We start from the raw sequence: 19212 nt of genomic DNA on the forward strand, positions 1-19212 counted from the left end.
GCTTTCTTATGACCATCGAAAATATTATTAGCAGTGCTATTTACTTAAAATATAAGCACTGCTACTTTTACTTTCAAACCAAGACAACGCCACCCAGCATCGAAAGTCGCGGCGCGAGCAACAACGAAGCATCACTTCTGCCCATTCATCGAGTGGGCAGTGGGATGTAGGCCTACATCAAAAGCGCAAGGCTCAACGGAGCAAAAGGTGACATCCAATGAACTGAGGTAAATGACCATGACTGTAGACATCAGCAATTACACAATCGCTACACCGCTTCCTATCTCCGAGACCAACCCCATCGCACTTGAGCTCATTGGCTGGCGGGCACTGCTCGAATGTCCGGAAGTCGTTTCGATGCTTCCAGATGGCTCGCTGCAAATGACGGCGCCGACGCTCGGTGCTTCGAGCAAAAGCACGCACCGGACTCGCTGCGAGTGGAAAGAGCCGGGTTATTGGCTGTTCACCAGTGCTGCCGATCACTGGAACCGACAAGAAATGCGGCTGACGAAAGTCAACTCGCTGCAGAAGGTCGTGATCGGCCAGATTCATGTAAAAGGTTCAGAGCGACCACCGGTAAAAGTGTTTTGGAACAAAGGCCGAATCACCATGGGGTTCCGCTCGAGTTATCTTCAAGAAGACCCGGTGAACTCCACGGTTCTGGAAAACGTGCCGCTTGGAGCACTTTTCAAAATCAACATTCACGCCAATTCGAATGGCGCGATCTCCGTTTCGGCGAGCTGTAACGGCGTCAAATCGACCTCCGCAATCATGCGCCTCGACAACACCTGGGACACGAAAACGCTGGCCTTCCACGGAGGTGTGTACAACCAGATCGATTACTCCGACACCACCGATCCAGAAGACGGTTCGGTCTGCATCATCAGCGACCTTTCCATCACCCACGCTTGATATCGCCTGAGTAAAACGGACCTGTAGGAGCCAGGCTTGCCGCACTGGCTCCTACGAAAGCGGATCAACGCTTTGCGTGCAGCGCATCAACGGGCAGCGATTGGAAGTCATCCACCACCTTGTCTGTAGTAATGACCGCATCAAGGCCCCAGTCGCCAGGCAGGTGCCAATCCTCTCCAAACATCTCCGCCGGATGCATCGTCCGTTCGGAACCATTGCCGCACGCCAGGGACTTCGCCGGACAATACAGATCGCATCCCCAACAGATCCGCTCGGGGTGCTTGGGGTTGACGGGGAAGTTCTTGGCCATGCCGATCTCCGATCATTGAGTGGCGTCGTTCCAACCTACAGCCCTTGGGCATTGCCAGCCTTGATACATATCAAGAATCGACATCGAGCCCCCTGCGCAGTCCCGAGCCATCGGTTTAATTGCTCAAAACTTGATAACAATCATTATTGTTCGCAGCAAAGCTTCCTAGACTCGGGCTCCTACTCGTCTGTGTTCAGGAAGCTATTATGCGTACCCCTTTTTCGCTATCACTCGCCCTGCTCTTGCTCACACCACTGGCTCACGCCAAGGAATACCCGATCGGGGAACCACAGTTGTGTCCCGGGCTGGAAGTCGGGGCGGTGTATCTGCAGCCGATAGAAATGGCACCTGCAGGGATGATGCGCGCCACTGCGGATTCCGACGTCCACCTGGAAGCCGACATTCGGGCTACTGCGGACAATCGACAGGGCTTTCAGGAAGGCAGTTTCGTCCCCTACCTAAACGTCTCTTTCAACCTGAAAAAACACGGCAGCGCCCCAGAGATCAAAGGCGATTTCCACGCCATGGTGGCCAATGACGGTCCGCATTATGGCGACAATGTGAAGCTGCTGGGCCCCGGTAAATATAAGCTGACGTTCACCGTCCTGCCACCCGGCGGTCATGGCGCCCTCGGGCGCCACACCGATAAGGAAACCGGTGTCGCTCCCTGGTTCGAACGCTGCGAACTGCACTACGAATTCATCTACGCCGGCATCGGTAAAAAAGGTGGCTATTGAATGAAGCGCCTGCATCTTGCCTGGCTGATTGTGGCCGGAACAGTTGCACCGTTGACGGTCCATGCCGAGTTGCCGAGCTTTGAGCTGATCCTGCGCGACGGCCACTTCACGCCTGCCTTGCTGGAGGTGCCGGCCGGACAGCGCTTCAAGATCGTTCTGAAGAACGTCGGCCAAGGTCCGGCCGAGTTCGAGAGCACGCCGTTGCGGGTTGAAAAAGTCCTGTCGCCGGGGGTGACGACCTTCGTGGTCATTCACCCCCTGAGACCCGGTCACTACCCCTTTTTCGACGAGTTCAATCCCCAATTGCCCGAAGGCGGCATCCTCGCGAAATAACCTGTTAGCGCACGGAGCTTCCATGAATCAATCAATGTTCATCGTCTGGCGCGAAAGCGTCGAGGCGTTGCTGGTGATCGGTATTCTCCAGGCCTGGGCCAGCCAGCAAGGCCAACGTAATCGTTTGGTCAAATTCCTCTGGGCGGGTGTGGTGCTGGGGTTGATGCTCTCGGGCCTGCTGGCGGTGTTGATTCTGTTTGCCGGTGAGGCCATGAGCGGGTCAGCCAGTGAATGGTTCCAGGCCGCACTCGCGCTGGTTGCCAGCCTGTTGATGGTGCAAATGGTGAGCTGGATGCGCCGCCACGGGCGCAGCCTCAACCACGACTTGCGACGACACGCCGATAGCCACCTGGCCCGACAAGGTGGCGCAGGTCTATTACTGCTGGCAATGCTCGCGATCAGCCGCGAAGGCAGCGAAACGGTGGTTTTTCTCTATGGCGCCGGCGCCCGGTTGCGAGGTCCGCAGCTCGGTTTGTTTGCCGTCGGCGGCGTATTGGGGTTAGTGCTGTCGGCGCTGACCATTACGCTGCTGCACAGCAGTCGCCGATTCATTTCATGGCAACGATTTTTTGCCATCAGCGAAGTCATCTTGCTCATGCTCGGCGCGGCGTTGCTGGTCAGCGGCACCGAGCGAATCGGCGGCCAGTTGCTCGCTCTGGATTTGCCGGACGTGGTTTACCGCTTCGTTGGCGAAGCGCTTTGGGACAGCAGCACGTTGCTGAGCGACAGCCATGGATTGGGTGGCTTTCTTGCCGGGTTTGCCGGTTATCGCGCGACGCCCAGCGGCATGACCTTGTTGGTGTGGATCGGTTATTGGCTGGCCGTCGGCGGCTGGCTACGGCAACGGACTGCGGAAAACCTGCCATGCCCGACCTGAGCCGGCGCAATCGATGGCTCCAACGACTGGGCGACGGGATGCGTCGCCATGCGCCCGTCATCCGTGGGGTGCAGTGGGCGGTTGTAGTGTTTTACGCGGTGCTGTTGGTGACCCCGGCGCTGTTGCCGCTACCGGACAGCCAGGCACGGATACTCGACAACCTGACCTTGCTCGCGCAGTTTCTATTCTGGGGGATCTGGTGGCCGTTCGTGTTGCTGTCGATGGTGTTGTTCGGCCGACTCTGGTGTGGCGTTCTGTGCCCGGAAGGTTCGCTCAGCGAATGGGCCAGCCATTACGGTAAAGGCCTGGGTGTGCCGCGCTGGTTGCGCTGGGGCGGCTGGCCAACATTGGCGTTCTGCCTGACGACCCTCTACGGCCAGTTGATCAGCGTCTATGACTACGCCCAGGCCGCGCTGTTGATTCTAGGCGGTTCGACCGTCGCCGCGGTCATCGTCGGGTTGTTGTTCGCCCGGGGCAAGCGAGTCTGGTGCCGTTACCTGTGCCCGGTCAGCGGTGTTTTCGCCCTGCTCGCCCGGCTGGCCCCTGTGCACTTCCAGGTCGATGAACAACGTTGGCTAGAAAATGCCGCCCCCCGCCTGCCGCCACCCAATTGCGCTCCCTTGCTCGATATCCGCCGCCTGCAAGGCGCCAGTGATTGCCACGCCTGCGGACGCTGCAGCGGGCAACGCGGTGCCGTTCAGCTGATCGCCCGCTCCAGCAATCAGGAGATTCTTCAAGCGGCGCAAACCCTATCCCCTTGGGATACACGCTTGCTGCTGTTCGGTGTAATCGGCTTGGCCATGGGCGCGTTTCAGTGGACGGTCAGCCCATGGTTTGTCGCCCTCAAACAATCCCTTGCGCAGTGGCTGGTCGAACATAACCAGCTCTGGGCCCTGCAGGACAACGCCCCTTGGTGGCTGCTGACCCATTACCCGCAGCTCAACGACAGCTTCAGTTGGCTCGACGGTTTCAGCATCGTCGCTTACCTGAGTTTGAGTTCGATCGTGCTCGGCACGGCGTTGATGCTGCTCCTGCGTCTGACGGCCCGACTGGTGCGAGATCGCACTTTGTATCAGCCCTTGGCGCTGACACTCACGCCTCTGGGTGCTGCCGGACTGTTTCTCGGGCTGTCGGCCACCACCGTCAAGTTGCTGCGTTATGAAGGTCTGCTGCTGGAGTGGGTGCAACCGGCCAGGGCCTGTCTGTTACTGGCCGCGATGGGCTGGAGCCTGCTATTGGGCTGGAAACGGCTGAGTCGCGAAGGTCTTTCCCGAGTGCGACGCGGGTCCGCCATTGCTTGCCTGCTCCTGGCCGAAGGCCTGGTGGGATTTGGCTGGTGGTTGCAATTCTGGGGCTGGGCTTGAGTTCCCCCAGCCCCCGTTACCCCCGCAACACGAAGGCTGGAAACAACTCGCGCATGGCCTCCCACAACTCTGGCAACAATGCTTGAGCCGACACGCTCGGCAACAGCGGATCGAACATCCGCTCGGTGCGAACCAGTTGCACGGCGAAGCGTTTGACGCCGAGCGCATTCAAGCGTTTTGCCAGGATCAGCAGACGCGCCGGCTCGAACAGATGCCAATGCACGGTGGTACGACATTCGTAGTCGACACCACTGGCCAGCAGATGCTCGAGGCTGCGCCAGTTGGCGGTTCCACTGCCCTCGACCCGGGTGATGGCCTGACAATCCTCGGGCAGCGCCTTGACGTCGAAACCGACCCAATCAGCACCGGTCAATGCCTTGGCGAATGCAGCAGGCTTGATGCCGGCGCTGTGCAAGCCGATGCGAAATCCCATTTCCCGCACCTCATCCATGGCCCCGAGCAAGCCGTCCTGCAAAGTGGGCTCACCGCCGCTGAACACCACGGCATCAAGCAAGTCCTGACGACGTTGCAGAAACGCCAACACCCGCCGCCAATCCACTTCCTCACTGCCACGAGGGGGAATCAGCTGCGGGTTGTGACAATAACGACAACGCCAGGCGCACCCCTGGCAAAACAACACGCAGGCGAGCTGTCCCGGATAGTCGATAGTGGTCAGGGGCACCATGCCCCCGACCCGAAGCATTCGACTCATTGGCGCCCGGCCAATGCCGCGCCTTCAGTGAAGTGCACGCGCTCGCGGTGTTCCGACTGTTTACCCGGATTGAACGCCGACACAGGGCGGTGATAGCCCATTACCCGAGTCCAGACTTCGCAGCGTTGACGTTGAGCCTGGGGCAATGTTTGCGATGCAGTCATGGTGAAGCTCCTTGCGGTTGAGTGGATCGAAATCAATGAACGGCGCCGGCCTTCTGTTCTTGCAGCAGCAGGACCTCGTCGCATTTGGGGCAGAACTCATGTTCGCCATCGAGGTAGCCGTGCACCGGGCAGATCGAGAAGGTCGGGGTCACGGTCAGGTACGGCAGACGGAAGCGGCCAAGGGCTTTGCGCACCAGTTGCTTGCAGGCCTCGGTCGAGGAAATTCGCTCGGCCATGTACAGGTGCAGAACTGTGCCGCCGGTGTATTTGCATTGCAGTTCGTCTTGAAGTTCCAGGGCCTCGAAGGGGTCTTCGGTGTAGCCCACGGGCAGTTGCGAGGAGTTGGTGTAATACGGCGCCTGCACACTGCCAGCCTGGAGAATATCGGGATAGCGCTTGAGGTCTTCCTTGGCGAAGCGGTAAGTGGTGCCTTCTGCCGGTGTCGCTTCCAGGTTGTAGAGATGACCGGTTTCCTCCTGGAAACGCAGCAACGTGGCACGCACATGATCGAGCATCTTCAGGGCAAACTGCCGGCCATGCTCGGTGTGCATGCCCTCCTCGTCGCCGCTGAAATTGCGCAGCATTTCATGCAAGCCGTTGAGGCCGATGGTGGAGAAATGGTTGCGCAAGGTGCCCAGGTAACGCTTGGTGTAAGGGTACAAACCGGCGTCCATGTGATGCTGAATGACTTTGCGTTTGACCTCCAGGCTCTCCATCGCCAGTTCCATCAGCGTGTCCAGGCGCTGCAACAAACCACTGGTGTTGCCCTTGAACACATAGCCCAGACGGGCGCAGTTGATGGTCACCACGCCGAGCGATCCGGTCTGTTCCGCCGAGCCGAACAAACCGCCGCCGCGCTTGAGCAACTCGCGCACATCCAGCTGCAACCGGCAGCACATCGAACGCACTTGATTGGGCTGCAGGTCCGAATTGAGGAAGTTCTGGAAGTACGGCAAACCGTAACGCGCGGTCATCTCGAACAAACGGTCGGCGTTTTCACTGTCCCACGGAAAATCATGGGTGATGTTGTAGGTCGGGATCGGAAAGGTGAACACTCGTCCTTTCGCATCGCCAGCCTGCATCACCTCGATGTAGGCGCGGTTGAGCAGGTCCATTTCGACTTGCAGGTCGCCATAGGCGAATGGCATTTCCTCCCCGCCGATGACGGGTATCTGCTCACGCAAATCCTGCGGGCACACCCAGTCGAAAGTCAGATTGGTGAACGGCGTCTGGGTACCCCAGCGCGACGGTACGTTGAGGTTGTAAATGAACTCCTGGATCGCCTGGCGCACCTCTTGATAACTCAGCTGGTCTTTGCGCACATAGGGTGCCAGGTAGGTGTCGAACGAGCTGAATGCCTGAGCACCGGCCCATTCGTTTTGCAGGGTGCCGAGGAAATTCACCATTTGCCCCAGGGCACTGCTCAAGTGCTTCGGCGGACCGGCTTCGACACGCCCCGGCACACCGTTGAGCCCCTCGTGCAACAGGGTGCGCAGCGACCAGCCGGCGCAGTAGCCGGCGAGCATGTCGAGGTCATGCACATGCAAATCCGCCTCGCGGTGGGCCTGGCCGATGGCTTCGCTGTACACCTCGTCCAGCCAGTAATTGGCAGTGACTTTGCCCGATACGTTCAACACCAGCCCGCCCAGTGAGTAACCCTGATTGGCATTGGCCTGGACTCGCCAGTCTTCACGGTCCAGGTACTCGTTCATCGAGGTCGCCACCTCGACCATGGTCCGGCGGTCACGACGCAAACGCCCGTGTTGTTCGCGGTAGACGATGTAGGCGCGCATGGCGAAGAAAAAACCGGCGTCCATCAGCACCCGTTCAACACGATCCTGGATCTGCTCGACATGCAGCCTTGGCAGTCCGTCCAGCCGGGCGATTACCGCCTGAAGCAAACCTTCAACCTCAACCTCGGTGTACTCCCCGGTTGCCTTGCCGGCAGCGATCAATGCCTGACGGATTTTGTCCGCATCGAAGGCAACCAGACTGCCATCGCGCTTGTGCAAGCGGTTACATCCTACTGAGATCAGCGTGCTCTGCATTCGGCCTCCAGATACTACATATAGATGTTTATAGACAAACAAACACAACATGCAGTGAAGACTACGGATAAAGGGCTGATCTGCAATTGATCGATATCAAGATTTGGCGGTGAAAAAAACGCCCGATGACGGCAAAAGAAAACCTAATGTGGGAGCGAGCCTGCTCGCGATGACTGCAGCACATTCAACATTGATGTCGACTGTTCTACCGCTATCGCGAGCAGGCTCGCTCCCACATTGGATTTGCTGTGTTTTACAGATCAGCTCAACCGCCACTCATGTTCATGAACCGCACAATCTGTACCTCCCCATCGGGGCTGAAATCGTGGCGCAATGGTTTGCCGCGCAGTGCTCTCTGGATTGCGTTGATCAACGGCTGGTCATCCAGCGGATACCGGCGCAGCAAGCCACGCAAATCCAGGGCATCGTCCTGCCCCAGACAAAGCAACAGCTTCCCTTCAACAGTCATCCGCACCCGATTACAGCTGCCACAGAAGTTGTGGCTGTTGGGCGAAATAAAACCGATCCGGGTATCGGGATGGCGTTCCAGGCGCACGTAGCGCGCCGGGCCACCGCTGTTCTCGGTGCTGTCGAGCAACCGGTGCTGGCTGGCGATCAGCGTGCGCACTTCGTCGCTGGAACAGAACGATTCGCCCCGGGAACGACCGACGTCGCCCAAGGGCATTTCTTCGATGAAACTGATATCGATGCGTTGGTCGATGGCGTATTGCACCAACGCAGGGACTTCATCGAAGTTGCGCCCTTTCATCACCACGCAGTTGAGCTTGATCCGCTCAAACCCCGCGTCCCTCGCCGCTTCAATGCCGTTGAGCACCTGGTCGAGATCGCCGTTACGGGTGATCGCCCGAAACTTCTGCCCGTCCAGGCTATCGAGGCTGATGTTCATCCGCTTGACCCCGGCGTCGACCAACGGCCGGGCCAGACGGCCCAGTTGCGAGCCGTTGCTGGTCATCACCAGTTCGCGCAAACCGGGCAAGGCGGCGATGTTGCGGCACAGTCCGACAATGCCGGGACGGATCAGCGGCTCGCCGCCAGTCAGACGGATTTTGCGTACACCCAGGCCAACGAACAGCGTCGCCAAACGCTGCAATTCCTCCAGCGTGAGTACCTGCTGACGCGGCAGGAACGTCATGTTTTTCGCCATGCAGTACACACAGCGAAAATCACAGCGGTCCGTCACCGACATCCGCAGATAATCGATCTGCCGTCCAAAACCATCCTGCATCACAGCGTTCATCACTTCTCCCGGTTTGCCCAATGCTCACTGCACCAGCGGTGAGTCGGCGCCCTGCAAGTGGATGCCACGAATATCGGCTGCACCGATCAGGGTTTGCAGGTATTGCACCAGCGCTTTCTGCCAGACGCCTTGCTGCAACTGCGTGCGGATCGCCGTCGACACCACTTCATAGGGCAGCGGCATGCCTTCGATTCGCTGATCGACACTGACCACATGCCAGCCGTAGCGACTTTCCAGCGGTTTGCTGGCCAGGCCCGGTGCCAGGGTGAATAGCTGACGCTCCAGCTCGGGCACGGTCTGGCCCTTGCTGATCTGTCCCAAAGAACCGCCTTGAGCTTTCGACGGGCAGGCCGAATATTTCACCGCCAGCTCGGCGAAACTGCCGGGGAATTCTTCCAGGCGTTGCAACAGGATTTCCGCCTGAACATGCGCCAGCTCGCGGGCCTCGACATCGTCCGGCGCACATTCGAGCAGGATGTGCCGCACCGCCAGCAACGGTGCGCTGTGGAAGCGTCCGCGATTGTTTTCGTAGTAACGCAGACTCGACTCCTCGTCGCACTGCGGCACTTTCACCTCACGTTCGAGCAGCAAACGCGTGGCCGCTTCTTCTTCGTTCTCACCGGCGCCGATCTCCAGCGACACGCCGAGTTCGGCAATGCGCTGCTGCAACAACTCGCGGATCACCAACGCCCTGGCGGCCAGGTACACCGCTTCCTCGCGGCTTTCGGCCGGGTGATATTGCAGCTCCTGGGCCATCGCCTCCGGGGTGATCGACACCTCGTTGACGCTGATGATCGGCCACTCCTGTTCACTGCTGGCGATCAACTGCGCCGGGGCGTCATCGGCCACCGCAGGCTCAACCGGCAGGGCTTCAAACTGCGCCTGTGCGACCGGCGCGATGTCGAGAACGTCCTCGGCTTTTTTTGAAGAACCGCAGCCACCGCTGCCCCCGTTACCGCCACCACATCCACATCCACCTGACATGATTGTCTCCTCAATACTTCTGACGAACGATTTGATAACGACGCCCCAGGTACCAGATCGGTGCGCTGATCATGTGTACGAGACGGGTGAAGGGGAACAGCACAAACAGGGTCAAACCGAGAAACACATGCAACTTGTAGATCAGCCCGACCGGCGCGATGGCCGCCGCTGCTTCCACCGGACGCAACAGCACGGTGTTCTGCGCCCAATCGGCGAGCATCACCATTACCGAGCCGTCCATATGCGCGGTGGACGCCGCAATCGTCAGCAGACCGAGCAGCAACTGCGCCAGCAGCACCAGCAGAATCAGGATGTCCGAAGGGCTGGAAGTGGCACGTACCCGAGGATCGGTGAGCCGCCGATTGACCAGCATCAGCAAGCCGATCAAGCACAGCAGGCCAAAGAATCCGCCGGACACCATCGCCAGCAGCTGCTTGTTCTCAGTGCTGATGACATGGTGATAAACCGACGCAGGCGTCAGCAGGCCGACGAAATGCCCGGCCAGCACGAACAGCACACCGATATGGAACAAGTTGCTCGCCACGCGCATGCCACGTTGGTTGAGCATCTGGCTCGAACCTGCTTTCCAGCTGTATTGCGACAGGTCGAAGCGGGCCCAACTTCCGATCAGGCAAATCGCCAGGGCGACGTAGGGATAGACCCCGAACAACAACAGGTTCCATTTAGACATTGCCCACCTCCTTGGCTGGCACGGCGGCCAACCCTTCATGCTGAAAATCCACCCAGTGCAACGGCACCGCGCTTTCCTCACGGGCCTTGCCCGGTGCGCTTGGCAGTCCACTGCAACGGTCCTGCTGTTCGGCCTGGAGGAAGTCCACGGCCTCCTCTTCCCAGATCTTGTCGAGGGCTTCGAGGGAGTCGTCGCGAGGTTCCGCCGCGACCTGCGCCCGCAGGTCGGCGACCGCTTGATGCGGCTCGGCCCCGGCAATTTGCAGCAACGCCCGGAAGCAGCTGGCATAGGCGCTTTCGCGCTCTTCCAGACGTGCGGCGAGCAAGGCCAGCAAGTGCGAAACATCCGCCAGGCCCTCGCGGGCCTCGATGTCTTCGCGGGTGGACAGGAACTCCAGGTACAGCGGGATGTAATCGGGCAGCTCTTTGACGCCGATGGCAAAACCGGCTTCTTCGTATTGCGCCATCATGTCGACCATGGCCTGGCCACGGTCGCGGGATTCGCCGTGCACATGCTCGAACAACAGCAGCGACAGCGAGCGCCCCCGACCGAACAGCGCACCGTAGTGCTCCTGCCCATCCATCAGGTCATTGGCGCAGATCAGCTCGAGCAATTCGAATAACGCACCGCGCTGCGTCGGGCTGATTTCCCGTGACTGGATGATCGCTTGCTCCAGTTCGTCGCGACCGCTAATGAGCGTCTCGGTCGGGTAGTCGAGCAGCAGCGAAATCACTTTGAGAATTTGCATGCTCATTCCTCCCACAACTGGACGGTTTTCAAGATGTCGCGGCGGTTGGCCTTCTTCGCACCGAACATGTTGGTGTCGGAACTGCCGCTGCAACCGCTGCCGAAACTGAAGCCGCACCCGGAGCGCTCGGCGAAGGCGTCGCTCATGGCGTCTTCACGGTGCGCACTCGGTACAACAAAGCGGTCTTCGTAGTTGGCGATTGCCAGGTAGCGATACATCTCCTCGACCTGCGCCACGCTCAAGCCGACATCCGCCAGCACTTGCAGATCCTGAACCCCGTCGACTTGCTCGGAACGTTTGTAGGCACGCATTGCCAGCAAGCGTTTAAGCGCACGCTTGACCGGTTTTTCATCGCCCGCCGTCAGCAGGTTGGCCAGGTACTTGAGGGGAATACGCAGGCTGTCGACATCCGGGATCACCCCGTTCATACCGACGGTGCCGGCAGTGGCGGCGTTCTGGATCGGCGACAGCGGCGGTACGTACCAGACCATCGGCAAGGTGCGATATTCCGGGTGCAGCGGCAGTGCGAGTTTCCAGTCCACGGCCATTTTGTAGACCGGCGAACGCCGGGCTGAATCGATCACCGACTGCGGTACGCCATCGGCCAAGGCCTGACGAATCACTGCCGGGTCGTTCGGATCGAGGAAGATCTCCAGCTGTTTCTCGTACAGGTCCTGCTCATTGGCGGTGCTCGCCACTTCGCTGATGCGGTCGGCGTCATACAGCAACACACCAAGGTAGCGGATGCGCCCGACGCAGGTTTCCGCGCAAACAGTCGGCATCCCGGCTTCGATACGCGGGTAGCAGAAGATGCATTTCTCGGACTTGCCGCTTTTCCAATTGAAATAGATCTTCTTGTACGGGCAACCGCTGATGCACATCCGCCAGCCACGGCATTTTTCCTGGTCGATCAGGACGATGCCGTCTTCTTCACGCTTGTAGATCGCCCCGCTCGGGCACGACGCCGCGCATGTCGGGTTGAGGCAGTGCTCGCACAGGCGCGGCAAATACATCATGAAGGTGTTTTCGTACTCGCCGTAAATGTCCGCCTGGATCTTGTCGAAGTTCTTGTCCTTGCGACGCTTGGCGAATTCGGTGCCGAGGATTTCTTCCCAGTTCGGGCCCCACTCGATTTTTTCCATGCGCTTGCCGGAGATCAGCGAACGCGGCCGCGCGGTGGGTTGATGCTCGCCCAGCGGCGCGGTGTGCAGGTGCTGGTAATCGAAGTCGAACGGTTCGTAGTAGTCGTCGAGGCTCGGCAGATCCGGGTTGGCGAAAATGTTCGCCAACACGCGGAATTTACCGCCGATGCGCGGGTTGATCGTGCCGTTGGCATTGCGGATCCAGCCGCCCTTCCACTTGTCCTGGTTTTCCCATTCTTTCGGGTAGCCGATGCCGGGTTTCGATTCGACGTTGTTGAACCATGCGTATTCCATGCCTTCACGGCTGGTCCAGACGTTTTTGCAGGTGATCGAACAGGTGTGGCAACCGATACATTTGTCCAGGTTCAGAACCATGCCGATTTGTGAGCGAATCTTCATCTCAGTTCTCCTCGATATCGGTCGGCAGGGGACGCGGCAGGTCATCGCCGGATGAACCATCGAGCCAGTCGACTTTGGACATTTTGCGCACCACGACAAATTCATCGCGGTTGCAACCGACCGTGCCGTAATAGTTGAAACCGTAGGCCTGCTGGGCATAGCCGCCGATCATGTGGGTCGGTTTGAGCACCACCCGGGTGACCGAGTTGTGGTGGCCGCCACGGGTCTTGGTGGTTTCCGAACCTGGCACGTTCACGATCCGTTCCTGTGCGTGGTACATCATCACCATGCCGTCCTTGACTCGTTGGCTGACCACCGCACGGGCGGTCAGTGCACCGTTGATGTTGAAGCACTCGATCCAGTCGTTGTCCTCGATACCGGCGCTTTTCGCGTCGTTCTCCGAGAGCCAGACAATCGGCCCGCCACGGCTGAGGGTGAGCATCAGCAGGTTGTCGCTGTAGGTGCTGTGGATGCCCCATTTCTGGTGCGGGGTGATCCAGTTCAGGACGATTTCCTTGTGGCCGTTGCTGCGCTTGCCTTTCACCCCTTCGATGGTGCGGGTGTTGACCGGCGGCCGATAACTCATCAGTTGCTCGCCGAACGCCTGCATCCACGGGTGATCCTGGTAGAACTGCTGGCGACCGGTGATGGTGCGCCATGGGATCCCTTCGTGAACGTTGGTGTAGCCGGCGTTGTAGCTGACGTGATCGTCTTCGAGACCTGACCAGGTCGGGCTGGAAATGATCTTGCGCGGCTGTGCCTGAATGTCGCGGAACCGAATCGCCTCGTGGGCCTTGGACAGCGCCAGGTGGCTGTGGTCGATGCCGGTGAATTCCGACAGCGCGGCCCAGGCCTTGACGGCGACCTGGCCGTTGGTTTCCGGCGCCAGGGACAGAATCACTTCAGCAGCATCGATCGCCGTGTCGATTTTCGGCCGACCCTGGCTGATACCGGCATCGCCTTCTTTGTGATTGAGTTCACCGAGGAATTTCACTTCGTCTTCGGTGTTCCAGTTGATGCCTTTGCCGCCGTTGCCGTGTTTCTCCAGCAATGGCCCGAGGGACGAGAACTGCTTGTAGATGTTCGGGTAGTCACGCTCCACCACATGCAGGTTCGGCGCGTTCTTGCCCGGCACCGGTGCCACACCGGCGCTTTTCCAGTCGGTGCCGCCAAACGGTTGGGCCAGTTCGCCGACGCTGTCGTGCATCAACGGGATGGTCACCAGATCCTTTTCAACGCCCAGATGCCCTTCGGACATGCTGGAAAACGCCTTGGCGATGCCTTTGTAGATTTCCCAGTCGGAACGCGATTCCCATGCCGGGTCGATCGCTGCCGACAACGGGTGAATGAACGGGTGCATGTCCGAGGTGTTCATGTCGTCTTTTTCGTACCAGGTTGCCGTCGGCAACACGATGTCGGAATAGACGCAGGTCGAGGACATGCGGAAGTCCAGTGTAGTGACCAGATCGAGCTTGCCGATGGCGCCCTCGTCCACCCATTCGGCTTCTTCGGGTTTGCAGTCGCCGACCTGGCCGATGTCTTCGTTCATCACCCCATTTTTGGTGCCGAGCAGGTACTTGAGCATGTACTCGTGGCCCTTGCCCGAGGAGCCCAGCAAGTTGGAACGCCAGATGAACATGTTGCGCGGGAAGTTGACCGGGCTGTCCGGCTGTTCGCAGGAGAAGCGCAGCGAACCGTCCTGCAACGACTTGACCACGTAGTCTTTCGGGTCCATGCCGGCCGCAGCCGCGTCGCGGCAAATGTGCAAAGGGTTAGTGTTGAGCTGCGGTGCGCTGGGCAACCAGCCGGCGCGTTCGGCGCGGATGTTGTAGTCCAGGGCATGCTCGGGGAACTGCGATTTATCGGCCAGCGGCGAGAGCACGTCGTGCATGCTCATTTTCTCGTGACGCCATTGCGAGCTGTGGGCGTAGAAGAAGCTGGTGCCGTTCATTTGGCGGGGCGGACGGTTCCAGTCCAGGCCGAACGCCAGGGGCAGCCAGCCGCATTGCGGACGGAGTTTTTCCTGACCGACGTAATGCGCCCAACCGCCACCGGTCTGACCGACACACCCGCAGAGCATGAGCATGTTGATCAGCCCGCGGTAGTTCATGTCCATGTGGTACCAGTGGTTCATCGCCGCGCCGACGATGATCATCGAGCGGCCCTTGGTCTTGTCGGCGTTATCGGCGAACTCACGGGCGATCTGGATGGCTTTCTCGCGGCTGACGCCGGTGATCTGCTCCTGCCACGCCGGGGTGCCGGGCACCGAGGCGTCGTCGTAATCCTTGGCCACGTTATCGCCGCCGAGGCCGCGATCGATCGCCAGGTTGGCGGCCGACAGGTCGAACACGGTGGCGACTTTGGCCACGCTGCCGTCCGCCAGCACCACGTTATGCACCGGCACGCGGCGGTATTGCACGGCATCGCCGGCCACGTGCTGGAAGTGCTCGTGGGACTCGCCGGCAAAATACGGGAACGCCACTTCGGCGACGTCATCGCCGATCAGGCTCAGCTTCAGATCGATCTCACGGCCTTCGCCGCCTTCACGAGGCAGGATGTTCCACTTGCCCTTCTCGCCCCAGCGATAACCGATGGAGCCCTGGGGTGAAACCAGTTCACCGCTGACATCCAGGGCGATGGTTTTCCATTCCGGGTTGTTTTCCTGGCCGAGGTTGTCGGTCAGGTCACTGGCGCGCAGGAAGCGGTCCGGCTGGTAACCGGCGCCCGGTGCCTTGTCGACCATTTGCTTGAGCAGCACCAGCACCGGCAAATCGGTGAAGCGCTTGGCGTAGTCGGTGAAATAGGCGCTCGGTTTGTCCAGGTGGAATTCTTTGAAGATCACATGGTTGAACGCCTGGGCCAGCGCCGCATCGGTGCCTTGCTTAGGGTTCAGCCACAGGTCGGTGAGCTTGGCGACTTCCGAGTAATCCGGAGTGATCGCGACCGTCTTGGTGCCCTTGTAACGGACTTCGGTAAAGAAGTGCGCGTCGGGGGTGCGGGTCTGCGGGACGTTGGAGCCCCAGGCGATGATGTAGTTGGAGTTGTACCAGTCGGCCGATTCCGGCACGTCGGTCTGCTCGCCCCAGACCATCGGCGAGGCCGGTGGCAAGTCGCAGTACCAGTCGTAGAAACTCAGGCAGGCACCGCCGATCAGCGACAGGTAACGCGAGCCTGCGGCGTAGCTGACCATCGACATGGCCGGAATCGGCGAGAAGCCGACGATCCGGTCCGGGCCGTATTGCTTGATGGTGTAGACGTTGGCTGCGGCGATGATCTCGTTGACTTCCTCCCAGTTGGAACGAATGAAGCCACCCATGCCGCGCTTGCTTTTATAGGAGTCGGCCTTGACCTTGTCCTCGACAATGCTGGCCCAGGCTTCCACCGGCGCCATGGTCTGCCGCGCATCGCGCCAGAGCTTGAGCAACGGCTTGCGGATTTTCGGGTACTTGAGCCGGTTGGCGCTGTAGATGTACCAGCTGTAACTGGCGCCACGTGGGCAGCCACGGGGCTCATGGTTAGGCAGATCGTTACGGGTACGCGGGTAGTCGGTCTGCTGGGTTTCCCAGGTGATCAGGCCGTTCTTGACGTAGATTTTCCACGAGCAGGAACCGGTGCAGTTCACCCCGTGGGTGGAACGCACGATCTTGTCGTACTGCCAGCGTGAACGGTAGACGTTCTCCCAGTCGCGAGACTCTTTGCGGGTCTCGCCATGACCGTCGGAAAACTCGTTTTGCTTACGGTTGAAAAACCGCAATTGATCCAGTAAATGACTCACGGTGTAGTCCTCTCAGGCTTTGTCGCGGAGTCTGTGCCCCGCCCACGCAATGGTTGGATGCAGCTCGGCTCAGCAGGGTGTCGCGGCGCCTTTGCGCGCGTACCACCACCAGGTCACCACGATGCAGCTCAGGTAAAAGCCGACGAACATGTAGAAGGCCATCTCCGGGCCGCCGGTCTGGGCCATCGAAGTGCCGAAGGATTTGGGAATGAAGAACGCACCGAAGGCACCCATCGCAGAGCTGAAGCCCAGGACGGCGGCCGACTCCTTGCCGGCGTTCTTCAGGGCCTGTTCGCGGATGGCCGGCGATTGCCCGGCAGACGCTTTTTCATGCTGGGTGCGGAAGATCACCGGGATCATCCGGAAGGTGGAGCCGTTACCGATGCCTGTGGTAACGAACAGCAGCATGAACATGCCGAGATAGCCGTAGAAGTTGCCGGGCTCACCGTTCTGCGGCAGGAAGTGCATCACGCCGAAGACCATCACGATCATCAATACGAAGTTCCACAGGGTCACCTTGGCGCCACCGAGCTTGTCCGCCAGCCAGCCGCCCAATGGACGTACCAGGGCACCGACCAGGGGGCCGAGGAAGGCGAATTTCAGAGCGATAACATCAGGAAAGGAAGTCTTGATCAGCAGCGGAAAGGCCGCGGAAAAGCCGATGAACGAACCGAAGGTCGCCAGGTACAACCAGCACATCAGCCAGTTGTGCTTGCGCTTGAAGATCACCGCCTGTTCGCTGAACGAGGCCCGGGCGCTGGACAAGTCGTTCATGCCGAACCAGGCAATCAACGTCACGGCGACAATGAACGGCACCCAGATGAACCCGGCGTTCTGCAGCCACAACTGGCCACCGTCCGGCAGCACTTGTGGCGATCCGCCCATGAAGCCGAACACACCGAAGGTAATCACCAGCGGCACACAGAACTGCATCACCGAGACGCCCAGGTTACCCAGTCCGGCATTCAGGCCCAGGGCCGTGCCCTGCTGGGACTTGGGATAAAAGAAGCTGATGTTGGACATGCTCGACGCAAAGTTGCCGCCACCAAAACCGCAGAGCAAGGCGATCAGCACGAACACGCTATAAGAGGTGCTCGGGTCCTGCACGGCGAAGCCCATCCAGATCGATGGCAACAACAGCGACGCGGTGCTCAGGGCGGTCCAGCGACGGCCGCCGAAGATCGGCACCATGAAGGAATAGAAGACGCGCAAGGTCGCCCCGGACAGCCCCGGCAACGCCGCCAGCCAGAACAGCTGGTCAGTGGTGAAGGTGAAGCCGATGGCGTTCAGACGCACGATCACCGTGCTCCAGACCATCCACACCGCAAAGGCCAGCAGCAGCGCAGGAATGGAAATCCACAAGTTGCGCGTGGCGGTCTGTTTGCCGCTACTTCCCCAGAATGCTGGGTCCTCGGGGCGCCAGTCATGAATGACCGGGCCTTTGTCAGGCTTTTGCAGAACGGACATGTTCTTCTCCTAGGGCAATGCTGGAAATCGGGGACGGGGTCAGCAGCGGTGCTTTACCCAGCACCGGGCTTTTGCGTATTTCGCTGAAGTACATCCAGGTGAGGGAGACCCAGACCACGCCGTACATCAACATGAAGCAGGAAGAGCGCACGCCGGTGAGGTCCACCAGGGCGCCGAACAGGATCGGCAGCACGAAACCGCCCAGGCCACCGGCGAGGCCGACGATGCCGGACACCGCACCCATGTTTTTCGGGTAGTCGTTGGCGATGTATTTGAAGACCGAGGCCTTGCCGAACGCGAAGGCAATGCCCATGACGAACAGCAGCACGGTGAACAGCGCGGGATTGAGGCCGATGTGGAAATCCACCGGGCCGTTGATCGTTTGCACTTGCAGTTGGGTCTGGGGATACGAGAGCAGGAACAGGCAGATCCAGCTGACCCACAACACCCACCAGGTCACGCTTTGCGCCCCCCAGCGATCCGACATCCAGCCGCCGACGGCACGCAGCACGCCACCGGGCAGGGAAAAACAGGCCGCCAGCAGCGCCGCGCTTTGCAGGCTGAAACCGTATTCCTGCACGTAGTACTTGGTCATCCACAGCGCGAGGGCGACGTAACCACCGAAGACGATCGAGTAGTACTGGCAGTAGCGCCACACCGCAGGGTCCTTCAGCGAGCTCAATTGCTCACGCAACGAGGCGCCGGTGGCGCTGCGGTGGTCCTTGTTTTCAGCACTGAGGAACCAGAACAACAACGCGGTAATAAAGAGGATCGCGCTGAAGACTTTCGGCACCAACTGCCAGCTGCCGGCAGCGATCAGCGCCGGGGCGAGAAACTTGGTCACCGCAGCTCCGGCGTTACCGGCGCCGAAGATGCCCATGGCGAAGCCTTGGTTCTCCTTGTCGAACCATTTGGCGACATAGGCAATCCCGACCGAGAACGAGCCGCCGGCCAGGCCGACGAACAAGCCCAGCACCAGGAACTGCCAGTAGGCGGTGGCGTGGCTGATCAAATACAGCGGCGCGACGCAGGCCAGCATCAACAGGAAGAACACGCTGCGCCCGCCAAAGCGGTCGGTGAGCAAACCCAGCGGCAAACGCACCAACGAGCCGGTCAGCACCGGGGTCGCGGCCAGCAGGCCGAACTGGGTTTCGTTGAGCTGGAGAAGGTCTTTGATCGGCACCCCGAGCACGGCAAACATCATCCAGACCATGAAACAGACAGTGAAGGCCAGCGTGCTCATGCCCAGCACCAAGCCTTGTCGTACACGCGGTGGGTTCACAATGCTCTC

General features: G+C 59.9%; 17 protein-coding genes. 5 read left to right on the forward strand and 12 right to left on the reverse strand.

The window, feature by feature from the left end; all coding sequences use genetic code 11:
- The first annotated feature begins 237 nt into the window (after positions 1–237).
- Positions 238–912 (forward strand): polysaccharide lyase family 7 protein, encoded by a 675-nt coding sequence (locus ACYZT2_RS16500; protein WP_461965639.1) that lies wholly within the window; start codon positions 238–240, stop codon positions 910–912.
- 64 nt (positions 913–976) lie between these two features.
- Here the strand turns inward: ACYZT2_RS16500 and ACYZT2_RS16505 are convergent, their stop codons facing one another.
- Entirely contained in the window at positions 977–1222 is a 246-nt protein-coding gene (locus tag ACYZT2_RS16505; protein WP_461965641.1) for a DUF3079 domain-containing protein, read from the reverse strand.
- A 206-nt stretch (positions 1223–1428) separates the two neighbouring features.
- Between ACYZT2_RS16505 and ACYZT2_RS16510 the strand changes: the two genes are divergently transcribed.
- Genes ACYZT2_RS16510 through ACYZT2_RS16525 form a run of 4 tightly spaced genes read left to right on the forward strand, consistent with a single transcriptional unit; the run spans position 1429 to position 4533 of the window.
- Positions 1429–1959 carry an iron transporter gene (locus ACYZT2_RS16510; protein WP_461965643.1) on the forward strand — a complete coding sequence of 177 codons (531 nt, stop codon included), beginning with the start codon at positions 1429–1431 and terminating at the stop codon, positions 1957–1959.
- Positions 1960–2292, forward strand: coding sequence for a cupredoxin domain-containing protein (locus ACYZT2_RS16515; protein WP_461965645.1), 333 nt, complete (start codon positions 1960–1962; stop codon positions 2290–2292).
- 22 nt (positions 2293–2314) lie between these two features.
- Positions 2315–3169, forward strand: coding sequence for an FTR1 family iron permease (locus ACYZT2_RS16520; RefSeq protein ID WP_461965647.1), 855 nt, complete (start codon positions 2315–2317; stop codon positions 3167–3169).
- Positions 3157–4533 (forward strand): 4Fe-4S binding protein, encoded by a 1377-nt coding sequence (locus tag ACYZT2_RS16525; protein ID WP_461965649.1) that lies wholly within the window; start codon positions 3157–3159, stop codon positions 4531–4533. Before ACYZT2_RS16520 ends, ACYZT2_RS16525 begins: the two co-directional genes overlap by 13 nt.
- 16 nt (positions 4534–4549) lie before the next feature.
- Here the strand turns inward: ACYZT2_RS16525 and ACYZT2_RS16530 are convergent, their stop codons facing one another.
- The 11 genes from ACYZT2_RS16530 to ACYZT2_RS16580 all read right to left on the reverse strand — a co-directional run bounded on the left by ACYZT2_RS16530 (position 4550) and on the right by ACYZT2_RS16580 (position 19203).
- The gene (locus ACYZT2_RS16530) at positions 4550–5245 is read right to left on the reverse strand and encodes an anaerobic ribonucleoside-triphosphate reductase activating protein (RefSeq protein ID WP_454835487.1); all 696 of its coding nucleotides are present in this window, start codon (positions 5243–5245) and stop codon (positions 4550–4552) included.
- On the reverse strand, positions 5242–5409 hold the full coding sequence (gene nrdD / locus ACYZT2_RS16535; RefSeq protein ID WP_008153595.1) for an anaerobic ribonucleoside-triphosphate reductase: 168 nt from the start codon (positions 5407–5409) through the stop codon (positions 5242–5244). The genes ACYZT2_RS16530 and nrdD overlap by 4 nt, the downstream gene beginning before the upstream one ends.
- A 32-nt stretch (positions 5410–5441) precedes the next feature.
- Positions 5442–7457 carry a ribonucleoside triphosphate reductase gene (locus ACYZT2_RS16540; RefSeq protein ID WP_461965651.1) on the reverse strand — a complete coding sequence of 672 codons (2016 nt, stop codon included), beginning with the start codon at positions 7455–7457 and terminating at the stop codon, positions 5442–5444.
- A gap of 265 nt (positions 7458–7722) precedes the next feature.
- On the reverse strand, positions 7723–8715 hold the full coding sequence (gene moaA, locus ACYZT2_RS16545) for a GTP 3',8-cyclase MoaA (RefSeq protein ID WP_461965653.1): 993 nt from the start codon (positions 8713–8715) through the stop codon (positions 7723–7725).
- Between the two features lie 24 nt (positions 8716–8739).
- A complete protein-coding gene (locus ACYZT2_RS16550) occupies positions 8740–9699 on the reverse strand; it encodes a peptidylprolyl isomerase (protein WP_461965655.1) in 960 nt (319 codons plus the stop codon).
- A gap of 10 nt (positions 9700–9709) precedes the next feature.
- The gene (gene narI, locus ACYZT2_RS16555) at positions 9710–10390 is read right to left on the reverse strand and encodes a respiratory nitrate reductase subunit gamma (protein WP_461965657.1); all 681 of its coding nucleotides are present in this window, start codon (positions 10388–10390) and stop codon (positions 9710–9712) included.
- A complete protein-coding gene (gene narJ / locus ACYZT2_RS16560) occupies positions 10383–11138 on the reverse strand; it encodes a nitrate reductase molybdenum cofactor assembly chaperone (protein ID WP_283188169.1) in 756 nt (251 codons plus the stop codon). The genes narI and narJ overlap by 8 nt, the downstream gene beginning before the upstream one ends.
- A 2-nt stretch (positions 11139–11140) precedes the next feature.
- Positions 11141–12679 carry a nitrate reductase subunit beta gene (gene narH / locus ACYZT2_RS16565; RefSeq protein WP_461965659.1) on the reverse strand — a complete coding sequence of 513 codons (1539 nt, stop codon included), beginning with the start codon at positions 12677–12679 and terminating at the stop codon, positions 11141–11143.
- Position 12680: 1 nt separating this feature from the next.
- Complete coding sequence (locus ACYZT2_RS16570) at positions 12681–16454, reverse strand: nitrate reductase subunit alpha (RefSeq protein WP_461965661.1); 3774 nt, start codon at positions 16452–16454, stop codon at positions 12681–12683.
- 69 nt (positions 16455–16523) lie between these two features.
- Positions 16524–17921: a NarK family nitrate/nitrite MFS transporter gene (locus ACYZT2_RS16575; protein ID WP_461965663.1), complete on the reverse strand. Its 1398-nt coding sequence runs from the start codon at positions 17919–17921 to the stop codon at positions 16524–16526.
- Positions 17899–19203 carry an MFS transporter gene (locus ACYZT2_RS16580; protein ID WP_436273671.1) on the reverse strand — a complete coding sequence of 435 codons (1305 nt, stop codon included), beginning with the start codon at positions 19201–19203 and terminating at the stop codon, positions 17899–17901. Before ACYZT2_RS16580 ends, ACYZT2_RS16575 begins: the two co-directional genes overlap by 23 nt.
- Between the last annotated feature and the right edge of the window lie 9 nt (positions 19204–19212).

Source organism: Pseudomonas sp. MDT1-85, from assembly GCF_054898065.1.

Bases quoted from the DNA above. Each gene is read 5' to 3' on its own strand.
- ACYZT2_RS16500 (WP_461965639.1), top strand. From the start codon at position 238: ATGACTGTAGACATCAGCAATTACACAATCGCTACACCGCTTCCTATC.
- ACYZT2_RS16505 (WP_461965641.1), bottom strand. From the start codon at position 1,222: ATGGCCAAGAACTTCCCCGTCAACCCCAAGCACCCCGAGCGGATCTGT.
- ACYZT2_RS16510 (WP_461965643.1), top strand. From the start codon at position 1,429: ATGCGTACCCCTTTTTCGCTATCACTCGCCCTGCTCTTGCTCACACCA.
- ACYZT2_RS16515 (WP_461965645.1), top strand. From the start codon at position 1,960: ATGAAGCGCCTGCATCTTGCCTGGCTGATTGTGGCCGGAACAGTTGCA.
- ACYZT2_RS16520 (WP_461965647.1), top strand. From the start codon at position 2,315: ATGAATCAATCAATGTTCATCGTCTGGCGCGAAAGCGTCGAGGCGTTG.
- ACYZT2_RS16525 (WP_461965649.1), top strand. From the start codon at position 3,157: ATGCCCGACCTGAGCCGGCGCAATCGATGGCTCCAACGACTGGGCGAC.
- ACYZT2_RS16530 (WP_454835487.1), bottom strand. From the start codon at position 5,245: ATGAGTCGAATGCTTCGGGTCGGGGGCATGGTGCCCCTGACCACTATC.
- nrdD (WP_008153595.1), bottom strand. From the start codon at position 5,409: ATGACTGCATCGCAAACATTGCCCCAGGCTCAACGTCAACGCTGCGAA.
- ACYZT2_RS16540 (WP_461965651.1), bottom strand. From the start codon at position 7,457: ATGCAGAGCACGCTGATCTCAGTAGGATGTAACCGCTTGCACAAGCGC.
- moaA (WP_461965653.1), bottom strand. From the start codon at position 8,715: ATGAACGCTGTGATGCAGGATGGTTTTGGACGGCAGATCGATTATCTG.
- ACYZT2_RS16550 (WP_461965655.1), bottom strand. From the start codon at position 9,699: ATGTCAGGTGGATGTGGATGTGGTGGCGGTAACGGGGGCAGCGGTGGC.
- narI (WP_461965657.1), bottom strand. From the start codon at position 10,390: ATGTCTAAATGGAACCTGTTGTTGTTCGGGGTCTATCCCTACGTCGCC.
- narJ (WP_283188169.1), bottom strand. From the start codon at position 11,138: ATGCAAATTCTCAAAGTGATTTCGCTGCTGCTCGACTACCCGACCGAG.
- narH (WP_461965659.1), bottom strand. From the start codon at position 12,679: ATGAAGATTCGCTCACAAATCGGCATGGTTCTGAACCTGGACAAATGT.
- ACYZT2_RS16575 (WP_461965663.1), bottom strand. From the start codon at position 17,921: ATGTCCGTTCTGCAAAAGCCTGACAAAGGCCCGGTCATTCATGACTGG.